Origin of the sequence: Mesorhizobium hawassense, from assembly GCF_003289945.1 — a bacterium.
In the GTDB taxonomy this organism is placed as follows: domain Bacteria; phylum Pseudomonadota; class Alphaproteobacteria; order Rhizobiales; family Rhizobiaceae; genus Mesorhizobium; species Mesorhizobium hawassense.
The window spans coordinates 177,550-193,934 of record NZ_QMBP01000006.1; the positions used below are offsets into that span (position 1 = coordinate 177,550).

Consider the following 16,385-nt stretch of genomic DNA (forward strand, 5'->3'; position numbering starts at 1 on the left):
CCGGCTATGCCGCCTGCGCCATCCGCTCCGCGCTCATGCGATAAGAAATCGCCTCGGCGAGATGGATGCGGCCAACCGTCTCGCTGGCGTCGAGGTCGGCCAGCGTGCGCGCCACTTTCAGCACGCGATGATAGGCTCGCGCCGAAAAGCCGAGCTTTTCGCTGGCGTCCTTGAGCAACGTCAGGCCGGCCGTATCGGGCTTGGCGATCTCCTCGATGATCGAAGGCGGACAATGCGCGTTTGTGGTGGCGCCGGCGCCCAGCCTTTCCAGCCGCTCGCGCTGCATGGCCCGCGCCCGGGCCACACGCTGCGCCACCGCCGCGCTCGTCTCGGCCTTGTCCGGCCGGATCAGGTCGCTCGCCGACACCGCCGGCACCTCGATCCGAAGGTCGATGCGGTCGAGCAGCGGACCGGAAATCCGCGCCTGATAATCGGTGCGGCAGCGGTCGCCGCGCAGGCAGCGGTAGCCCGGCTCTCCCGACATGCCGCAGCGGCACGGATTCATCGCCGCCACCAGCTGGATGCGCGCCGGATAGGTGACGCGGTGGTTGGCGCGCGCGATCATGCAGTCGCCCGTTTCCAGCGGCTGGCGCAACGCATCCAGCGTCTGCGGCGTGAACTCCGGCAACTCGTCGAGGAACAGCACGCCATGATGGGCGAGCGACACTTCGCCCGGCCGCGCGCGCAGTCCGCCGCCCACCATCGCCGCCATCGAGGCGGAATGATGCGGCGCGCGGAACGGCCGCCGATCGGTCAGCTTGCCCTCGCCGAGCTCGCCCGCCACCGAAGCGATCATCGAGACTTCGAGCAGTTCCTTCGGCGCCAGCGGCGGCAGGATCGAGGGCAGGCGCTGCGCCAGCATCGACTTGCCCGAACCCGGCGGCCCGACCATCAAAAGATTGTGCCCGCCGGCGGCCGCCACTTCGACCGCCCGTTTGGCGCTTTCCTGGCCCTTGATGTCGGCGAGATCCGGCAGGTCGCGCGCCGCCAGCTGAATGCCGGCTTCGGGTCGCGACAGCACCTGTGTGCCGCGAAAATGGTTGGCGATCGCGATCAGGCTGCGCGGCGCCAGTATGTCGAAATCCTTTCCTGCCCAGGCCGCCTCCGGTCCGCAGGCGAAGGGACAGATCAGGCCCTTGCCTTCGGCATTGGCGCCGATCGCCGCCGGCAGCGCGCCGGCGACGCCCGCGATGGTGCCGTCGAGCGACAATTCACCGAGCACCACATAGCCGTTCAGCATATCGCCCGGGATGGCGCCGAGCGCCGCCATCAGGCCGAGCGCGATCGGCAGGTCATAATGGCTGCCTTCCTTGGGCGGTTACGGTAGGCTTTCCCGCTATGACTGATGTTTACCGGAGTAGGCGAAGCCATGTTTTCCGGGCGTCGCAAGCTTTCGGCTGTTTTCTGAGTGCTTCCACTCTTAACCCTTGTTTCCCCTTCGGTGGTGAGCATACTGTGAGTTGCCACTCACCAGAGGTCGCCGCCAATGACAAAACTCACCAAAACCACCGTCGAAAGCGCAGAACTTCGGGCGAAACAGTACACCATCTGGTGCTCGCATCTGAAGGGGTTCGGCGCCTTCATCCATCCGACTGGCAAGCGGACCTATTTCATCGACTATCGGACGTCGGCCGGTGTTCGGCGCCGGATGACCATCGGCACGCATGGGACGATCACGACCGACCAGGCGCGAAAACTGGCGATCGATACCATGGGCGGAGTGGTGCTCAAGAAAGAGGATCCGCTGCAGGAGCGGAAGACCCGTAGGGCTTCCCTGACGGTTGCGCAGCTCTGTGATCAGTACATGAAGGCGGCCGAGAAGGGCCTGATCCTCGGCCGGCGCCGGCAGAAGCCGAAAAAGGCCTCGACGATCGAGATCGACCGGGGGCGCGTCGAGCGGCACATTAAGCCCCTCTTGGGCTCGAAACTCGTTATCGACCTCACCCGGGCCGACATCACCAAGTTTCTGAAAGACGTCGCCGCCGGCAAGACCGCGGTCAAGAACCGCAAGGGCAAGAACGGCGCCCGGATCGAGGTCAAGGGCGGGGTGGGCACCGCGGCGCGCACCACCGGCTTCCTGGGCGGCATCCTGACCTATGCGGTCGACGAGGGCATCATCACCACAAGCCCGGCCCAGGGTGTCAAGCTGCCCGCCGACGGCGTTCGGACTCGACGCTTGGTCGCCGACGAATACAAGGCCTTGGGGAAGGCACTGACAGGCTCGGAAGCCGAATACGACACGCCGCAGGCCGTGACAGGCGCATGGCTTCTGGCGCTCACCGGATGCCGCCTTGGCGAGATCGAGGGCCTGCGATGGTCAGAGGTCGACGAAGACGGCCAATGCTTCCGGCTCACCGATAGCAAGAGCGGCCCGTCGGTGCGCCCGGTGGGGCGTGAGGCATTCGACGTTCTGAAGTCTGCCGTTCGCGTGGCCGGCAATCCCCATGTGTTGCCCGCGCTGCGCAAGGTGGGCCACTATAAGGGCCTCGCCGGCGCCTGGTCGCGCTTCATGGGGCGCGCCGGGCTTGAGGACGTGACCGCGCACACCATGCGCCATTCTTACGCCTCTGTGGCTGGCGACCTTGGCTTTGCCGAGAGCACGATCGCCGCAATGCTCGGGCATGCCGGCGGCACTACGACAAGCAAATACATCCACCGGCTGGATTCGGTGCTGGTCTCGGCAGCGAACAAGGTCTGTGGAGAGGTCTATCGACAGATGACCGGCCGAACGGCGACGCTGTTGGAAATGCCGAAGCGGGCTTAGTCCTTGGGCTTCGGGTTATCGTCAAATGGGTCCTCGAACGGAATGGCGGGGTCATCGCTCGGAGGAGTGTAGCTGTGCACCCGATAGGTATCGTCGTCGAACGGCCTCTCGTTTGCCGCCTCTAGCTCGTCCATATCCCATTCTTCCACTTTGTCGATGACCTTCTGGCGGAAGCTCTTCGACGCCGGGATTTTGCCCTCCGCCACTTCGCGCAACGTAGTGTCGATTTCGTCGACAATCTCGTCGATCTGCGCCTCTAAGTCGCTGCCACGCTTGAGCGCAGCGACGGCCTTCGCCAGGGCGTCCACACGGTCTTCTAAAGTTGCTGGGGCAGGGAAATATTGCTCAAGGCACCAGACCACCGCCTCATTCATCGACATGCCGGCGCGATCGGCCTTGGCTTTGATTCGGTCGCGCATGCCCTCGGGCAGACGGACAAGGAACTGATCCTGGTTTCTGACCAGCGTTTTTTTGGCCACGTCTGCATTTCCCCATGTGTAATAGCACGCGTGCGATACAATTCGCTTGACTTAACCACTCCTGCCTCGAATATACCATTACTCGCACGCGTGATAGTAGCCATTTCGGAGATACCAATGACTGGTGATGACCGTCCCCGCCTGCGCCGATCAGAAGTGCCAGAATACATGCTGCGGAAGCACGGGATCCCGGTTGCTCAGAGCACCCTCAACAAGCTTGCTTCGATCGGTGGCGGCCCGGAAATGCAATATGCGGGCAGGATCCCGCTCTACACGCCGGAAGCCTTGGACGCCTGGGCAGAGAGCCGCCTTTCGAAGCCGGTCACGTCGACCGCTGGCAGGGCGGCCGCATGACCGAAAGCGCCTTTCGCCCAACGCCGGAAATGATCGAGGCCGTCGAAGAGTGGCATCAGCGGCGGCCGGAAGAGAGGGTGCGGCGCGCGCTGGTGCCGGTATTGCGCGATCGCTTCCACCTGACTGTGACGCAAGCCGTTGAGGTCATCCGGCAATCGCATGTCGGAGGCGCGAACGCGGCATGAAGGCTCGCCGGCAGGTCAACAAGGATGGCTCCGAACAGGTGATGCTCGGCAAGGTCATCTTGAAGGAGAAGCCGGTCCGGAAGCGCGCGCGTCGCGTCGAATGGAAGGCCTCGCCGGCACTGATGCGCCTCCGAGAGGTCGAGAAGCTGATCAAAGCCAGGCATGGCGGAATGGTGCCGGAAACCGACGACGCCGACGTCTACATCCGCGCCGCGGCGTTTTCATGTACAGGCCAGGACATGAGGGCTTGGTGCAAGCGGTGGGCGCCATGGGCACCGGCTGATCTCGTCACCCGTATCTCGGCCGCGGCGGCGAAACGGCGCCACATGATGAGTGCGAACGGCGTGGCCGGCCTGTTGATGGTGACGATGGCCGAGCGCACGCGGCTGAAGCTGAACACCATTGGCGCCTGCGACTTGACCTTGGAGGAGAGGAAGCGGTTGACAAAGGAACGGAAGAACGAGCGCGACAGGTTACGGATCGAGGAAAAGCGGCGGACCGCTGGCAAGGTGGATCGCGCCTCCTATCTGGCTTCGCATTCGCTGTCTCGCCTGAAGCCGTGGGAGGCTGAAAACATGAGCCGGGCGACGTGGTATAGGCTGCGTGAGACAAGTCCGTCGCGAGTAGAAGATATCCTTCCAAGTGGCGACACACCTGTCTCACAGGTTCCGCCGGTGCCCGTCATTTCCTCAAAGCGACCATCGACCGGCAAGGCCGGGCGCGGGGGTTTGGGGACCCAGTCCCCAACGGGGTGCCAAGGGGCAGCGCCTCTTGGGAGTGGCGATAAAGCTATCGGAGCTGCAGCATGACCAACGTGATCGCGTTCCCTGGTAGCCCGTTGCAGGCGCTTATCCGCCGGACGGCGCGCGAGCTTCAGCATGCACAAGGTCCAGCAGCCGATGGGCTATGGCGGGAGCGGATTCGCATCTTGCAATCCGACCTGACCCGGAGACGCGTTGTCGGCGCCGAGATGCAGGCAGAGATCGACCAGTTCGCGCTCGACGTGCACGCCGAGCTGCAGCGCCTCAATTGGGACGATTGGCACGCCACGCATCAGCCGGGAGGCGATGCCGCGTGAATAAGTGTTTCAGCGACGGCACGATTTCCACGGGGAAACACTTATGAGCCGTGGTCCTGGTCGCATTCAACAGGTGATCGTTGCTCTAATCGAAGACCCCGACGGCGCTTGGACAACGACGGACATTTGCGGCCGCGTCTATGCCGGCGCCAATCGCATTGAGAAAAAGCACCGGGTCGCAGTATCGCGCGGGCTCCGCACAATTTCGCTTCCTGAAAATTGGTGGGTGGAGAGGCTGGAACGCCAAGGCTCGGAGCATCTTCTGTATAACCGGCTCAGCATTGAAAGCCAGATCACCAAGCGATGGCTCTCCGGCTTCCAGATGCATCCGCGCGATAAGTTCATGAAGCACTGGTCACACCACGTCGACAAGGCACATGAAGATGTCGACGAATATCGGCGCTACTTCGACGCCGATGAACTTGGCCGGATCAAAATTCAGGTTGCTGACAAGCAGAAGGCTGCCGGCCTGATCCGCGCATTCGGTGCAAGCAGCAGCTTCAGCGTCGAGTACCTGCGCCAGGTCGGCGCCGAAATCGCCAGTCTCCTCGAACGGAAGGCAGCCTTGGAGGAAGCGGCACGCTTAAGCGTTTCCGCGCCCTCAGAATGCGCAACCGGAAACACTTATCACCATGATGAGCGTGCAGCATGAACGCCTACCGCTCCGCCGCCACATGGATCGAAACCGCGCTCGGCTGCTTCGCCGAGGCTGCCGAGCGCATGCCAGAAGCGGCTTTCCTCGCCGAGCATCAGGCAGCGCATGACGCGCCGCGCACACCGGCCGGCGATCTCGTCGCAAGCGTGCTTGAACGGGAATGGTGGCGCCGCTGGCCGGAAGGTCGGGAGGATTGACAGCGCGCCTCGTCACCTTCCTCGCCTTCGCGGTCATCCTCGCCAGCGTGATCGGGGTGTTGTGAGATGCTGGCTTCCTACGCCTGGCCGGTAACGCCAGCCTGCTCAGTCGAAATCTATCCCGTTACCTACTTCGACCGAGGACTCGTAGCCGTCGATCCAATCGATATAGCCATGCGTCCCGAACGGATAGGGGTTGTCATCCCTTTCCATCCCCATGCGTGCGGCGACGGCGCCTCTCTGAAAGGCTCTCGAAACAGGCGGTTCGGCGATCTTTGCGGCGTGTCGACCGTACAACAACGATCTTCCAAAATCGATCAATTCAGTCGGGTTGGGGATCATCGGACAAACCTCCTCGGTGGAGTTTCAGCCGGACAAAACATCTTCTGGCCGGCCGGGTTCCAACACATCGCGCAACAGGCCGAAAGGCAGCGTGTTTCAAATGCCTCCTCAATGCGCGGTCGGCGCGATCTTCATCAGCCGACGTCGGGCTGCTTTCGCACGCGCTTGCCCGTTTCGTATGCGACTGCAGAGGGCAAGGCTAACGGCGACGCCGTGGTCCTCGTCCAGCATGGTTTTTGCCTGCTTGACGGAGAGTTCGGCTCGCTTGGCACGTTGCCTGGCGACTGCCATTTCCAAGTTCAGAAGTTCAACCATTGTTCGGCGTCCTGTTCGGTTGCCGTCCCTTCGATAAACCAACCGACGGACCGCCCTTTCGTTCCGGCTGTGCGACATCCTGGACCGGGGGGAGGTGAACTCTCTGCCGACCTCGGAGGCCGCGACCGCTCGGCTGCAAAATTCGCGCGAAACCACATTGATGTTCCGAGAAGGCCAATCTGGTTTTTCCGCGCCCGAAACTTTTTTTCTACAGGTTTAACGACAGAACTAGGCCCAGCGGTCGGCGGCCTTTCGCAGGCTGAAAAGCAAACCTCCCCACCCAGAGGGTGCCAATGACCTTGGCGCTCTCCCTCGTCTTCATGATAGCCAGCGTCGGCATCATCCTAGCCGGCGTTATGGGGTGGCTCCCATGAGCGGCGCTGATCGCAACGCTAAGCCCCGGCAGATGACTGCAGCCGAGATCTTGGGCGACCTTCGGAGCCAGCTAGAGGGTGCGCTCGAGCGGCTAGCATTTCTTGAAGCTCACCTCGATCGCCCCGCGCCAAGCGAGCCCGATTGGATCGATACCGCCGCCGCTGCCTCGCGTTTCGGGCTGTCTCTCGACACCGTTCGGTGGCTGGCTCGTCACAAGGGTTGCGGCCGCAAAGATCAAGGAAGATGGCAGGTGTCGGTGTCCGCTATGCAGAGCTATCGCACCCGCATGGCACTCGCGTTTAACGCGAGTAAAGGCCCTTTCTGACTCGCGTTTCGAATGCTGAATTTGTCGTATGACGGACGACACCCCAAAGAAACGCAGACGGAAACCAGCAGAAGCCGCGGCTCCGCCAAGTGTCGATTTGCCCATCGATACCAAAGCCGTCGAGCTACGCGACATCGCCGGCCGCCTTCGCGATCTGGCGAAGATGCAAAAGCGTTATGCAGCGCGCAAATGGCAGGTCGTCGGCGCTGAGCGTGACGCCATGGATGCCGCTCTCAAGACAGTAGGCACGGAAACGGAAAAACTAATCGCCCGACAGGTGGCGATCGAAACGGGCATTGAGATCGAAGCGCCCAGGCAGCCGCCAGCAGTCGAAACGCACACCTGGGATCCTTTGGAAATCGCGGTGCCTGGTGAGCCTGAATACCCATTCGGGGCTAGGTTCCGCGGCGACCAAAAACTGCTCAGCAAGCGCCGGCGCGAATTCGACCAGTGCTACGCTGCGAAGGTGAACAAGATCGCTGCCGAGGCTGGCGTTGGGCCTAGGCACCCGGTGTACTTCGAGAATCTGCTCGTCGTTCGAGCCGAGGTTCTCGCCGATATCTTCTGGACGGCCGAACGGTTCACGGAGGCGGAAGACCGCATCAAGGCGATAGAAAGCCAAATGGCGAAGGCGACAGATGTCGAGGCCCGCATGGCCGACGCTGATCAACGGACCGCTTCCACCCTCACCGCCATTGAACAGCGCCTGGCCGACGAGCAAGAGCGCTTCAACGAAGCCGACACCTCTCACAAAGCTGATCTCGATGCGTTGAAGTCAGATATCAGCGGCAACCTCCAGCGGATCGAGGCTGGTGCCATCGAAGAGCAACGCCGGTTGGCTGAATTTGCCAGCGCTACCGAAGCCCGCTCGAACGAACTACAGGGGCGGCTGGTCGAAACAGCCAAGCTCCACGGTGCTGACACGGTCGCGTTGATGCAGCGCATCGCCGAGCTCGAAGCAAAGACCCTCGAGCTAGAGAACAGGCCCTCAGTCGACTTCGACGTCCAGGAGGAGACCGAGGACGAGGGAAGGTTCGTGCTGCGTCGCTTCTTCCGTAACGGCGAGTTGTTCAAGGAGATCCGCCACCAAACCAGGAGCCCCATTTGGCGCGGTGTCCACGATCGCAATCGAGAATATCAGCCCGGCGACATGTGCACCTGGGGTGGATCGGTTTGGCACGCCGACAAGCCAAGCATAGGCCAGATCGGGGGAGACAAGGGTTGGTCCTTGATGGTCAAGAAAGGTCGCGACGCACAATGACGGCAGCGGAACAAGCCGAGTTCAAAGCTCGCCTCGCAGCACAGCGGGAACGGGTACTGCGCGCGATCTTCGGCGACCGGAAGGCCGAAGCCAGGCTTGCAGAAATCGAGCGTGGAACAGTCAGGCGGTTGGCGCTCAAGAAAGAGGGCGGCACCGATGCAGATGGTTGAGGTATGGCTCCCCGCCGGCGATGTCGACGAGATCGAGCGCGAAACACAGCGGCAGATGCGGCACTTCTTGCCCAAGCTGACGCTTGCGCTTGGTCGCGAGCCGAAAGAGCGCGAGGTCGACATGCTGCATGCATGCCTCTTCAAGCACTTCTCAGAGGCTCGGCAGGTTGCGCCGGCCGATGCGCTTCTGAATTGAGGTCACGATGACCGTGGATCCCCGCGACCTCATAGGCGACGGCTGCTCTGTTCAACGCTCGGTGGCCGTCGCCGATACAACCAGGGGGGGGTACTTTGATTAAATTTCCGGTTGCATTGGGCAGTAACCGCTCCGGGGTCACGGACAGTTTGCACGCGCGCGCCGATGAACATCTAGAAAATCAGAATTGAGGATCAAAACAGGTGGCAAAGCGAGGCAGACCAACGAGGGCAGCGGCAACGGCGAAAGCGCTGAAGGGCGTCGACGTCGGTCAGATCGACCCGATGCAGGTGCTTCGCGAAATTGCGGCTGATAGGTCGGCGCCGGCGGCTGCACGTCTGGCCGCGGCCAAAGCCCTGATGACCGGTGGCCACAAGAAGGCCGACTGTGACGGTTCCGAGCATGACCGGATTTCCGCTCGAGCTCTCACCCTGTTGAAGGGTGGCCGGGGATGAGAAACCGAGATCGTATTCCGACGATCGGCGAGCATCGCGGCGTTGGCTTGCACGACCATCAGGACGAGGAACGACTTGCCACCGTGCGGCGTGAGATCGATGCCGTGCTGGATCTGACCGACCCCACGCTTCTCGTCGAGACTTGTGCCGACGTCACCTGGAGCCCAGAGGCCAGGCTAACAGCCGCTGCGAAGCTCAAGGCCATGCACCAGATCGCGGCCGAGGACAGGAAGGTCCGACCGACCTTCGACCTTGCCTATGTCGCCGCCTGCACAGCCGGCCTCGATAGCGTCTATTGGCGCAGCCCTTGGCACTACGGCAGCCTGCTCGACCCTGGTCGTGCGCCTGGCGAGGCCGGCCCTGTGCCGCGCGACGTGCCGCTGGAGGATTGCCGCTAAAATGGCATTCATCGCTCCCCTTGCTGGCGCTGCCGTCGGTGGAGGCCTTCTAGGCTCCATCGTGACCACTGCCGTGGGAGTGGGCATCAACCTGGCGATTGCGTATTTCTTCCCGCAGAAGATCAAGGGTCCGCGCGCCGATAGCCTCAAGGCACAGACGTCTCGCTATGGCGAGCAGCTCACCCGCTGGCATGGTTCGATCCGCACCGCAGGTGCCGCGATCTGGCTCAAGGGCAACCACGTCGATGAGCATGTGAAGACCGAGAGGCAGGGCAAGGCGCTCGGCCCGGAGGTGACGACTTACAGCTACACCGCGACCTTCGCCATCGCCTTGGCCTGGAACGGACCAGCCAGCGGCGTCACGCGCATCTGGGCCGACGACAAGCTGATCTATGACGTCTCGGCCGAAGCTCTTCAGGATGCCATCGATCACGGCACCAAGGGCATCGGCATCGCCAAGGGCGCGACGATCCGGGTCTATCTCGGAACCGATACGCAAAAGCCCGATCCCGACATCGAGGCCGACAAGGGTGCCGGCCAAGTCCCGGCTTGGCCCGGCATCGTCTACATCGTCATCAAGAACCTTCCGCTTGATGAGTTCGGTATCCGCATTCCGAACATCGAGGCTGAGATCACGCAATCCTCGATCGCGAGCTACATCAGCAATGCGCTTTCTCCTGCGGTGCAGATCGGTGGACAATGCCCGATCGATACGCGCGGCAATTATGCCGTAGCCCGCAATAGCATCTGGGATATCCCCGGCGGAACACACCGCACTTTCAACTGGACGGACGTCGATACCTTCCGCTCGGTGCTGCTCGACGAGCGCAACAACATCGTCAAGTCTGACCTCTCGAAGTTCCAGATATTCGATGCCGCCACCGGTGCCTTTCTGCAGGAGATCGCGCGCCCGGTTGATTACTCGTCATCGGCCTATTTCGGCAGCCCGGCCGACGACATCACCGTCAACGGCATCACCTACATCCTGGAATGCGCCCAGATGGGCCTGACGTTCGTTTTCACCATGCTGAACGCTGGCACGGCCGGAAACTCGTACTCTGTGGCATGGGCCGGGGAATCGTCCTTCACATACGATCTCACCTGCGGCATCACGGTCGGTCCGGAATTCGGCTACATGGTACGCGGCAGCCGGACGGCCGTTGTCCTCGTCGACATGGGCGCGGTCACGCTGGTCGAAAATTCGGTGACCCCGCCCGGCCTCACCGCGCTGATCTCGGCCTGTTTCTATGATGACGACTCCGACTGTGTCGTCATCGTCACCGCGAACGGCGACGTCTTCGTCTACACGCCCGATCTTTCCACCCTGCTGCGGTCCAGCACCGGCCACGCGCTCACGGTCAACCGCGATAGCTCGCTTTCGCGACGCATGAAGAACACGACCGACCAGATCATGGTTGAGAGTGGCGCGACGAGCACCGGCGGTGGCGCAACGTGGTGGTTCTATCGGCTCTCCGATCTTCAGTTGCTCGATTCCTTCAAGCCGCAGGACGTCGGCTATGTGAACAGCGGGCTTTATTCGAACCTCGCCCTGAACCCCGGCATCGACATGGCGTTCGGGATCAATAGCGTGATCTCGGGTTCGTTCTGGTTCCTGCCACGTGCCGGCCGCCAGCCGGTCAACCTCTCCGATGTCATCGAGAAGGAGTGCCGGCTCGCGGGTCTCCCTTGCGATGCTTCGCTGATCACAACTGAAATGATGGAGGCTGCGTAAATGTCGGGCATTCTCTCTGCTCTTTCGCCGGATTCTTGCATCGTGCTGACGGACGGCTCGATCTATGACCGCGACGGCAAGCTACTGGCGATCAAGCGAAAGGTCGCGGCCTCAAATCGCGTGCCGTTGGCCGTTGCAGCCCGCGGTAACTTCGTCCTCGGCGAATTCGTCTCCGCGATGATCATAGAGGCCGCCGAGGATGTCGGCTTCGACCGGATGCTCGCCGACCTCGAGTCGGAGTTGCTGCCCCATCTCCCTACCGATCGCGACCTGGAAATCTTGGTCGCCGGCGTCTCGGAGGCGGCAGGGCCGATGCATCGGGTCTTCGGCAAAAAACGGACGGACCGCGAGCCGCTGGCTCTGGTCGATCCTGGCCCCATGCATTGGGGTTTTGGAAGCGATGGCCGTGCCGTCAGCCTGGATGACTTTGGCGTTCCGCCACCAAACGGCGAACCGCTGGAGGTATGGTTTGCTCGATATGGTTTGCCCATTTTCGAATTCTTCCGGCGCATCCCGGTGCCGATCGATCCAGAGGACCCGAACACTGATCGCCAACACCTGATCGGCGGTGTCCTCGACATGACAATCGTTGGCAGGGAGGGCGCATCAATCACCCGCCTGCATCGCTGGCCCGACCAGGTGGGCGAGAGGATCACAATCCCTGATATTGGCCGCCACGAGCGCCGCGTTCCGGTCCGGCAGGCAGCATGATGTCGACGAACCAAAAACCCGACCTGCCAATGGTCGACGGGAAAATTCTCGTCGAGCTTTTCGACCTTCGGAAGCGCTGCCTCGCGATGGGTTTCACCGACGCAGATATCGCCGCCTCGATGCGAGAGGCTCCGTGGTGGTTCCCATCTCTGGCTGAACGGGAGAACGCCGCATGACGCTCTCGAATCGGATGGCCATCACGGAGATGGCGGAGTCGCAGAACAACCGCGAAGTCACGGTCAACGAGGCTTTTGCGAAACTCGAGTCCGGCTCGGCGATGTTCGGTTGCGTCTCAATCGGCGATACCAGCCCGCCAGGTTCGCCGGCGGAGGGTGACCAGTATGTTGTTGGCGCGTCGCCGACGGGCGCCTGGACGGGCAAGGCAAAGTACGTCGCCAATTTCTTCAACGGCGCGTGGATCTTCATCCCTCCACTTCCAGGCGCTCAAGCGTATGCCGCTGACGAGGACGCCTATTATTATTACTCCGCTGCAGGCAGTTGGGGCATTGTAACCAGCGGCGGCACCGGCGACGTCGTCGGTCCTGGCAGCGCCGTTGATAGCAACGTCGCCGCCTTCAACACGACCACCGGTAAGCTGATCAAAGATGGTGGCGTCTCCGTCGCCGGGCTTCAAACGCGAGAATTGTTCTTTCTCATCGACGGCGGCGGGGCCGCAATCACGACAGGCATCAAGGGCGATCTGCCACCAATGCCTTTCGCCTGCACCATCCTTGACGTGACGCTGCTGGCCGATCAAAGCGGCAGCATCGTCATCGACATCTGGAAGGATACCTACGCCAATTTCCCGCCCACCATCGCCGACACGATCGTAGCTTCCGCCAAGCCGACGCTCTCTTCGGCTACCAAGTCGCAGGACAGCACACTTACGGGCTGGACGACCGCCGTGGCGGCCGGCGACATCCTCCGCTTCAACGTCGACAGTGCCGCCACGCTCACGCGCGTGACGCTGGGCCTGAAAGTAAGGATCTGATCGAATGGCGCTTCTGGACTTCAATGGCTTCGATCATTGGGAAACATCGCCCAACCCACAACTTATGCCGAACTTCGCGACGTCGACCTCGGCAGGGTTCCAATTGGGGACCGGCCTACTTGGCGGCAAGAGCCTTCAGTCAGGGGCGAGCACGAGAACGGTCCGCTGGAACAACGGGTCGACGTTCTCGACGCTCATCGTCGGCTTTCGCTTCAAGACCGGCACGGGCACGGCGACGACGTCCGACCTGTTGTGGTTTGTCGACGCCGCCACGACGCAATGCGGCCTCTCGATCAACACGGCCAACAAGCTGATTTTCTGGCGCGGAACGAACGCCACGGTGCTCGCCACCGGCTCGACCGTGCTATCGGCAAATTCGTGGTACTTCATCGAGGCGAAAATCACCTTCCACAACTCGACGGGCGCCTACACGATCAAGCTCGGTGGCGCGACGGAACTGTCGGGATCGGGCGTCGACAACTGCGCCACGGCCAACAATCAGGCCGACACGATCAACATCCCGCTGATCAATGGTGGCGTGTCCTCGCAGATGACGGACCTGGACGACCTCTATGTATCGGACACGACGGGCAGTTCACCTTATAACGACCTGCTCGGCGTCATCCGCGTCGAGACTGCCTTCGTCACATCGAACGACAGTGTTCAGTGGACGGCAAGCGCTTCCACCAACGCGAGCTGCGTCGATGAGACATCCGTCAACGATGACACGGATTACAACTCCGATGCCACCGCGGGGCACATCGACCTCTTCAACCATGGCTCGCTGTCCTCGACGCCGGTCACGATCTTCTCCGTCGCGATCAAGAGCCGCGCGCGCAAGGATGACGTCACCGCCCGCACTTACCGCAACAAGTTGAAATCGAGCTCGACGACCAGCGACGGCGGCACGGTCTCGCTCGACACGACCTACAAATGGATCGCCGACAAATTCGACAATGATCCGGCCACCGGCTCGGCCTGGGCAAATGCGGCCGCGGTCAACGCGACCAAGATCGGCTATGAGGTTGTGTCGTAATGGCCACGCAGCGATCAACCCAAGTCGTCCAGGAAACGCTGCTTTCCTACTCGAGCCCTACGAGCGCGCGCAGCACTCAGGTCGTCCAGGAAACGCTCCTATCCTATAGCAACCAGACGTCGATCCGCGCCACGCAAGTCGTTATCGAGGTGCTGCGGACCGTCTCCAGCCAGAGCAATGCGCGAAGCTTCGGCGGGATGATGTAGGGCCAGCACGACTACGGCGGCGCTTTCCCGATCGTCTGTGTAGTTTGCGCAGCCCGGTTCTGGATGCGCTTTTCGAGATATGGCGAGATCAGCAACCCGATCGCCATCAAAACCCAAACTGTCAGCTTGATCCAATCGCGTAAAAGCCACCGCGCACGATAGCGTCTCGCCTTCGTGCGCTTGCGCTCACTCACAAGCCGGCGACGGCGTGGACGATCGCAAAGCCTACGCCTATTGCGAGGCCCGTGGCGAGGCTTTCAGCCAGGCGCAGCGCCAAGGCGCCATAGCGAGCCCGCAAACGTGCTGGCGGGGCTCTCAGAGCCCGCTGCTGTCCCGCTCGCTGTTGCTGCCGTCGGCTCCGGTCGGCGGGCTTTTCTTGCCTAGGATTTCGAATAGTATTTAGCTCGGTAACGTCGAGGGAGGGACCCTCATGCCGATACACCAAAGAGCCAGAGAAGCTGGGATCTTCAACCCTTCGGAAGTTGCGCTGCTCGGTCGCGTGTTCGACAAATTGAAGGACGAACACCAATCCCCGGAGCGACGTGAAGCCCTGGCATCTCGTCTGCTAGCAAATTATCTGGCAGGGATCAGGGATGAGGCTGAACTGTTATCAGTGTCTAAGCTGCCGCTCGGGCGCTAGGTTCACCAGTCTGTCAGTTCCTCACCTCGAGGAGGGAGCAATCGCGCCTGGAACAATGTCGGTGTTCTGAGCCACCTTGATCAGCCAGCCGGACTGTTGCTCCTTTACAATCAGAAGCAGGATACCTTTCCGCGGTCCGGCTGATGAGCCGTCCGGAGCGGATGCGCCGGTCAGAGTCCAGACATAGTGCACCGATGCAACGCCCGGAGATAGTTCGACAACTGACGAGACGACACCCTCTAATTGGCTGTCACGGAACATGGTTTCATGAGTTGCGCGGTGGGCCGCTTCGATCTCGCTGCGATTTTTCCACCACATGCCCACGACGTTGACGAAATTGGCGTTCTCGCAGAACAACGACGCGAAGTCATCCATATCGTGCCTATTCCAGGCATCGGCAAAGGCACGTCCGGCATCTGCGGGTCTGCTGATCACCAGCCCCATGACATGATCTCCGTCACTTCGCTAATAACGGATTGGACGGTAGCGGCATCATAGGGTGTTGTCACGGCGAATGGCGTCACCACGCGGAGAGTGCGGTCATTGGGGACGGTCTTTTTTCAATGTGACGTCTTCCGCTTCGGCGCCACATGGCTTGTGACGAGACGCACGGCATAGAGCTTGACCGTAATCCCGAGGTCCTTGCCGCCGACCGTCACACTGTCACCGTCTACTCTGGTGACTTCCCCGATAAGCTCGATCTTCTGTCCGCTACTGATGTTCGGTGTGGTGTCCACGATTGAGTGCGGTTGGCTGTAGGAAGGGATCAGCACGGCTACCCTGTCCTCAGTGACGCGCTTGCGGATCGTTGCGGTGATCGCAACCGTATCGCCGATTTTGATGCTGCCCTTCGCCATGAGAATGACTCTGGAGCCACATGGAGCTTAGTCAAGAGTCTGCTAATATATGCCAAATGTCCCGGCATGAAACCGAATTGGAAATAGCAGAGAGCCTGGTCCGCGAAGGCGAGTTGCGCATTGCTCGCCAGAAGGTGACCATCAAAAAGCTCGAAGACAGTGGTGGCGCTTTTGTCTACGACGCTCAATTGATGCTGCAGGCCTTGGAGCATATCCAGCAAAAGCACGTCGCTGATCTGGAACGGCTAATGGCCAGTAAATAGACCATTGCAGGGAGCGCAATCGGACCTCAGTCCTCATTGCAGGAATGGAGGTTATCGAACACCATTTGAGTGCTCGCCGACGGTTGAAAACCACTTCCCTCCGGATGGAATGTCGACGGCTAGGCCCGGCTCGCAAATCCTGTGTCACCTCGATCGGCGAGCCGGGTTATATGGGGGCTGGGGCATGCCGCGATTTTTCTTCGACCTCGCCTATGGCGGGGATACTTACCAGGATGCGCAGGGGACCAGTCTGCATGACCTCAAGCTGGCCAGGCAAAGAGCCGTCGCGTTAGCCTACAGGACGGCGGCTGAGGCCAAGAGCCACGATATCGTCTGCACCGTCCGCGACGTCACTGGCAGGCAGGTTCTCCAGATCACGAAGAACGCATAAAGCTCCGTG

General features: G+C 61.4%; 26 protein-coding genes and 1 pseudogene. 20 read left to right on the forward strand and 7 right to left on the reverse strand.

Annotated features, from left to right (window positions below):
* Positions 1–4 precede the first annotated feature (4 nt).
* A pseudogene (locus tag DPM33_RS15035) lies at positions 5–1,315 on the reverse strand (YifB family Mg chelatase-like AAA ATPase); the annotation flags it as partial.
* 171 nt (positions 1,316–1,486) lie between these two features.
* On the opposite strand from DPM33_RS15035, the gene DPM33_RS15040 reads away from it, so the two are divergent.
* Complete coding sequence (locus DPM33_RS15040; protein WP_112098219.1) at positions 1,487–2,764, forward strand: tyrosine-type recombinase/integrase; 1,278 nt, start codon at positions 1,487–1,489, stop codon at positions 2,762–2,764.
* Here DPM33_RS15040 and DPM33_RS15045 read toward each other — a convergent pair.
* Positions 2,761–3,243 (reverse strand): Arc family DNA-binding protein, encoded by a 483-nt coding sequence (locus DPM33_RS15045; RefSeq protein WP_112098220.1) that lies wholly within the window; start codon positions 3,241–3,243, stop codon positions 2,761–2,763. The genes DPM33_RS15040 and DPM33_RS15045 overlap by 4 nt on opposite strands.
* 117 nt (positions 3,244–3,360) lie before the next feature.
* Here DPM33_RS15045 and DPM33_RS15050 point away from each other — a divergent pair, with 117 nt between their 5' ends.
* The 6 genes from DPM33_RS15050 to DPM33_RS15075 are packed head-to-tail and all read left to right on the forward strand — an operon-like array spanning position 3,361 to position 5,712.
* Positions 3,361–3,597: a hypothetical protein gene (locus DPM33_RS15050; protein ID WP_112098221.1), complete on the forward strand. Its 237-nt coding sequence runs from the start codon at positions 3,361–3,363 to the stop codon at positions 3,595–3,597.
* Entirely contained in the window at positions 3,594–3,782 is a 189-nt protein-coding gene (locus DPM33_RS15055) for a hypothetical protein (protein ID WP_112098222.1), read from the forward strand. Before DPM33_RS15050 ends, DPM33_RS15055 begins: the two co-directional genes overlap by 4 nt.
* Positions 3,779–4,591 (forward strand): hypothetical protein, encoded by an 813-nt coding sequence (locus DPM33_RS15060; protein WP_112098223.1) that lies wholly within the window; start codon positions 3,779–3,781, stop codon positions 4,589–4,591. The genes DPM33_RS15055 and DPM33_RS15060 overlap by 4 nt, the downstream gene beginning before the upstream one ends.
* Entirely contained in the window at positions 4,588–4,860 is a 273-nt protein-coding gene (locus tag DPM33_RS15065) for a DUF6074 family protein (protein WP_112098224.1), read from the forward strand. The genes DPM33_RS15060 and DPM33_RS15065 overlap by 4 nt, the downstream gene beginning before the upstream one ends.
* Positions 4,861–4,903: 43 nt before the next feature.
* The gene (locus DPM33_RS15070; protein WP_146770255.1) at positions 4,904–5,512 is read left to right on the forward strand and encodes a hypothetical protein; all 609 of its coding nucleotides are present in this window, start codon (positions 4,904–4,906) and stop codon (positions 5,510–5,512) included.
* A complete protein-coding gene (locus DPM33_RS15075) occupies positions 5,509–5,712 on the forward strand; it encodes a hypothetical protein (protein WP_112098226.1) in 204 nt (67 codons plus the stop codon). Before DPM33_RS15070 ends, DPM33_RS15075 begins: the two co-directional genes overlap by 4 nt.
* Positions 5,713–5,817: 105 nt before the next feature.
* Here DPM33_RS15075 and DPM33_RS15080 read toward each other — a convergent pair whose 3' ends face one another.
* Both DPM33_RS15080 and DPM33_RS15085 read right to left on the reverse strand, forming a co-directional pair.
* Positions 5,818–6,054, reverse strand: a complete 237-nt coding sequence (locus tag DPM33_RS15080) for a hypothetical protein (protein WP_112098227.1) — start codon at positions 6,052–6,054, stop codon at positions 5,818–5,820.
* A gap of 108 nt (positions 6,055–6,162) precedes the next feature.
* Positions 6,163–6,369, reverse strand: a complete 207-nt coding sequence (locus tag DPM33_RS15085) for a hypothetical protein (RefSeq protein WP_112098228.1) — start codon at positions 6,367–6,369, stop codon at positions 6,163–6,165.
* 370 nt (positions 6,370–6,739) lie between these two features.
* On the opposite strand from DPM33_RS15085, the gene DPM33_RS36235 reads away from it, so the two are divergent.
* The 4 genes from DPM33_RS36235 to DPM33_RS15100 are packed head-to-tail and all read left to right on the forward strand — an operon-like array spanning position 6,740 to position 8,696.
* Entirely contained in the window at positions 6,740–7,069 is a 330-nt protein-coding gene (locus DPM33_RS36235; protein ID WP_167449075.1) for a hypothetical protein, read from the forward strand.
* A 28-nt stretch (positions 7,070–7,097) separates the two neighbouring features.
* Positions 7,098–8,330 carry a hypothetical protein gene (locus tag DPM33_RS15095; protein ID WP_146770256.1) on the forward strand — a complete coding sequence of 411 codons (1,233 nt, stop codon included), beginning with the start codon at positions 7,098–7,100 and terminating at the stop codon, positions 8,328–8,330.
* The gene (locus DPM33_RS36240; RefSeq protein ID WP_167449076.1) at positions 8,327–8,500 is read left to right on the forward strand and encodes a hypothetical protein; all 174 of its coding nucleotides are present in this window, start codon (positions 8,327–8,329) and stop codon (positions 8,498–8,500) included. The genes DPM33_RS15095 and DPM33_RS36240 overlap by 4 nt, the downstream gene beginning before the upstream one ends.
* Positions 8,487–8,696, forward strand: a complete 210-nt coding sequence (locus DPM33_RS15100; protein ID WP_112098231.1) for a hypothetical protein — start codon at positions 8,487–8,489, stop codon at positions 8,694–8,696. The genes DPM33_RS36240 and DPM33_RS15100 overlap by 14 nt, the downstream gene beginning before the upstream one ends.
* A 194-nt stretch (positions 8,697–8,890) precedes the next feature.
* Here the strand turns inward: DPM33_RS15100 and DPM33_RS35825 are convergent, their stop codons facing one another.
* Complete coding sequence (locus DPM33_RS35825; protein ID WP_146770257.1) at positions 8,891–9,100, reverse strand: hypothetical protein; 210 nt, start codon at positions 9,098–9,100, stop codon at positions 8,891–8,893.
* A 47-nt stretch (positions 9,101–9,147) separates the two neighbouring features.
* Between DPM33_RS35825 and DPM33_RS15110 the strand changes: the two genes are divergently transcribed.
* The 7 genes from DPM33_RS15110 to DPM33_RS36245 all read left to right on the forward strand — a co-directional run bounded on the left by DPM33_RS15110 (position 9,148) and on the right by DPM33_RS36245 (position 14,225).
* A complete protein-coding gene (locus DPM33_RS15110) occupies positions 9,148–9,549 on the forward strand; it encodes a hypothetical protein (protein ID WP_112098233.1) in 402 nt (133 codons plus the stop codon).
* A gap of 61 nt (positions 9,550–9,610) precedes the next feature.
* Positions 9,611–11,281: a hypothetical protein gene (locus tag DPM33_RS15115; RefSeq protein WP_146770258.1), complete on the forward strand. Its 1,671-nt coding sequence runs from the start codon at positions 9,611–9,613 to the stop codon at positions 11,279–11,281.
* Positions 11,282–11,992, forward strand: a complete 711-nt coding sequence (locus tag DPM33_RS15120) for a hypothetical protein (protein WP_112098235.1) — start codon at positions 11,282–11,284, stop codon at positions 11,990–11,992.
* Positions 11,989–12,168, forward strand: a complete 180-nt coding sequence (locus DPM33_RS15125; RefSeq protein ID WP_112098236.1) for a hypothetical protein — start codon at positions 11,989–11,991, stop codon at positions 12,166–12,168. The genes DPM33_RS15120 and DPM33_RS15125 overlap by 4 nt, the downstream gene beginning before the upstream one ends.
* Complete coding sequence (locus tag DPM33_RS15130) at positions 12,165–12,983, forward strand: DUF2793 domain-containing protein (protein WP_112098237.1); 819 nt, start codon at positions 12,165–12,167, stop codon at positions 12,981–12,983. Before DPM33_RS15125 ends, DPM33_RS15130 begins: the two co-directional genes overlap by 4 nt.
* Before the next feature lie 4 nt (positions 12,984–12,987).
* Positions 12,988–14,019, forward strand: coding sequence for a hypothetical protein (locus tag DPM33_RS15135; RefSeq protein ID WP_112098238.1), 1,032 nt, complete (start codon positions 12,988–12,990; stop codon positions 14,017–14,019).
* Positions 14,019–14,225, forward strand: a complete 207-nt coding sequence (locus DPM33_RS36245; RefSeq protein WP_112098239.1) for a hypothetical protein — start codon at positions 14,019–14,021, stop codon at positions 14,223–14,225. The genes DPM33_RS15135 and DPM33_RS36245 overlap by 1 nt, the downstream gene beginning before the upstream one ends.
* Before the next feature lie 661 nt (positions 14,226–14,886).
* Here the strand turns inward: DPM33_RS36245 and DPM33_RS15150 are convergent.
* On the reverse strand, positions 14,887–15,309 hold the full coding sequence (locus tag DPM33_RS15150) for an SgcJ/EcaC family oxidoreductase (RefSeq protein WP_112098241.1): 423 nt from the start codon (positions 15,307–15,309) through the stop codon (positions 14,887–14,889).
* Positions 15,310–15,425: 116 nt separating this feature from the next.
* Positions 15,426–15,722, reverse strand: a complete 297-nt coding sequence (locus tag DPM33_RS15155; RefSeq protein WP_112098242.1) for a hypothetical protein — start codon at positions 15,720–15,722, stop codon at positions 15,426–15,428.
* Positions 15,723–15,778: 56 nt separating this feature from the next.
* On the opposite strand from DPM33_RS15155, the gene DPM33_RS15160 reads away from it, so the two are divergent.
* Together DPM33_RS15160 and DPM33_RS15165 are read left to right on the forward strand one after the other, a co-directional pair.
* Positions 15,779–15,985 (forward strand): hypothetical protein, encoded by a 207-nt coding sequence (locus DPM33_RS15160; RefSeq protein ID WP_167449077.1) that lies wholly within the window; start codon positions 15,779–15,781, stop codon positions 15,983–15,985.
* 184 nt (positions 15,986–16,169) lie between these two features.
* Positions 16,170–16,376 carry a DUF6894 family protein gene (locus DPM33_RS15165; RefSeq protein ID WP_146770260.1) on the forward strand — a complete coding sequence of 69 codons (207 nt, stop codon included), beginning with the start codon at positions 16,170–16,172 and terminating at the stop codon, positions 16,374–16,376.
* The last annotated feature ends 9 nt before the right edge of the window (positions 16,377–16,385 follow it).

Bases quoted from the DNA above. Each gene is read 5' to 3' on its own strand.
- DPM33_RS15040 (WP_112098219.1), top strand. From the start codon at position 1,487: ATGACAAAACTCACCAAAACCACCGTCGAAAGCGCAGAACTTCGGGCG.
- DPM33_RS15050 (WP_112098221.1), top strand. From the start codon at position 3,361: ATGACTGGTGATGACCGTCCCCGCCTGCGCCGATCAGAAGTGCCAGAA.
- DPM33_RS15055 (WP_112098222.1), top strand. From the start codon at position 3,594: ATGACCGAAAGCGCCTTTCGCCCAACGCCGGAAATGATCGAGGCCGTC.
- DPM33_RS15060 (WP_112098223.1), top strand. From the start codon at position 3,779: ATGAAGGCTCGCCGGCAGGTCAACAAGGATGGCTCCGAACAGGTGATG.
- DPM33_RS15065 (WP_112098224.1), top strand. From the start codon at position 4,588: ATGACCAACGTGATCGCGTTCCCTGGTAGCCCGTTGCAGGCGCTTATC.
- DPM33_RS15070 (WP_146770255.1), top strand. From the start codon at position 4,904: ATGAGCCGTGGTCCTGGTCGCATTCAACAGGTGATCGTTGCTCTAATC.
- DPM33_RS15075 (WP_112098226.1), top strand. From the start codon at position 5,509: ATGAACGCCTACCGCTCCGCCGCCACATGGATCGAAACCGCGCTCGGC.
- DPM33_RS15080 (WP_112098227.1), bottom strand. From the start codon at position 6,054: ATGATCCCCAACCCGACTGAATTGATCGATTTTGGAAGATCGTTGTTG.
- DPM33_RS15085 (WP_112098228.1), bottom strand. From the start codon at position 6,369: ATGGTTGAACTTCTGAACTTGGAAATGGCAGTCGCCAGGCAACGTGCC.
- DPM33_RS36235 (WP_167449075.1), top strand. From the start codon at position 6,740: ATGAGCGGCGCTGATCGCAACGCTAAGCCCCGGCAGATGACTGCAGCC.
- DPM33_RS15095 (WP_146770256.1), top strand. From the start codon at position 7,098: ATGACGGACGACACCCCAAAGAAACGCAGACGGAAACCAGCAGAAGCC.
- DPM33_RS36240 (WP_167449076.1), top strand. From the start codon at position 8,327: ATGACGGCAGCGGAACAAGCCGAGTTCAAAGCTCGCCTCGCAGCACAG.
- DPM33_RS15100 (WP_112098231.1), top strand. From the start codon at position 8,487: ATGCAGATGGTTGAGGTATGGCTCCCCGCCGGCGATGTCGACGAGATC.
- DPM33_RS35825 (WP_146770257.1), bottom strand. From the start codon at position 9,100: ATGCTCGGAACCGTCACAGTCGGCCTTCTTGTGGCCACCGGTCATCAG.
- DPM33_RS15110 (WP_112098233.1), top strand. From the start codon at position 9,148: ATGAGAAACCGAGATCGTATTCCGACGATCGGCGAGCATCGCGGCGTT.
- DPM33_RS15120 (WP_112098235.1), top strand. From the start codon at position 11,282: ATGTCGGGCATTCTCTCTGCTCTTTCGCCGGATTCTTGCATCGTGCTG.
- DPM33_RS15125 (WP_112098236.1), top strand. From the start codon at position 11,989: ATGATGTCGACGAACCAAAAACCCGACCTGCCAATGGTCGACGGGAAA.
- DPM33_RS15130 (WP_112098237.1), top strand. From the start codon at position 12,165: ATGACGCTCTCGAATCGGATGGCCATCACGGAGATGGCGGAGTCGCAG.
- DPM33_RS15135 (WP_112098238.1), top strand. From the start codon at position 12,988: ATGGCGCTTCTGGACTTCAATGGCTTCGATCATTGGGAAACATCGCCC.
- DPM33_RS36245 (WP_112098239.1), top strand. From the start codon at position 14,019: ATGGCCACGCAGCGATCAACCCAAGTCGTCCAGGAAACGCTGCTTTCC.
- DPM33_RS15150 (WP_112098241.1), bottom strand. From the start codon at position 15,309: ATGGGGCTGGTGATCAGCAGACCCGCAGATGCCGGACGTGCCTTTGCC.
- DPM33_RS15155 (WP_112098242.1), bottom strand. From the start codon at position 15,722: ATGGCGAAGGGCAGCATCAAAATCGGCGATACGGTTGCGATCACCGCA.
- DPM33_RS15160 (WP_167449077.1), top strand. From the start codon at position 15,779: ATGTCCCGGCATGAAACCGAATTGGAAATAGCAGAGAGCCTGGTCCGC.
- DPM33_RS15165 (WP_146770260.1), top strand. From the start codon at position 16,170: ATGCCGCGATTTTTCTTCGACCTCGCCTATGGCGGGGATACTTACCAG.